The organism is Gelidibacter salicanalis (assembly GCF_016469035.1).
Taxonomy (GTDB): domain Bacteria; phylum Bacteroidota; class Bacteroidia; order Flavobacteriales; family Flavobacteriaceae; genus Gelidibacter; species Gelidibacter salicanalis_A.
The window spans coordinates 1-248 of record NZ_JAEHJZ010000669.1; the positions used below are offsets into that span (position 1 = coordinate 1).

Genomic DNA, 248 nt, shown 5'->3' on the forward strand with positions numbered 1-248 from the left:
ACGAGAAAATTGTCTGGAGTGCCTGCACCGTAAACTGCGGCAGCCGCTGTCCGCTGAGAATGCACGTCGTTGATAACGAGATCCGTTATGTCGAAACCGATAATACCGGTGATGATAATTATGAAGGATTGCATCAGGTTCGCGCCTGTCTGCGCGGGCGTTCCATGCGTCGCCGTGTTTATAACCCTGACCGCCTGAAGTATCCTATGAAGCGTGTAGGGAAACGTGGCGAGGGTAAATTCAAGCCA

At 52.0% G+C, this 248-nt stretch carries 1 protein-coding gene; it reads left to right on the plus strand.

Features of this window, described 5'->3' with window-relative positions; translation table 11 throughout:
* Positions 1 to 248, plus strand: a 248-nt coding sequence (locus tag JEM65_RS22250) for a hypothetical protein (protein ID WP_199603961.1), incomplete at both ends; no start/stop codon positions are given.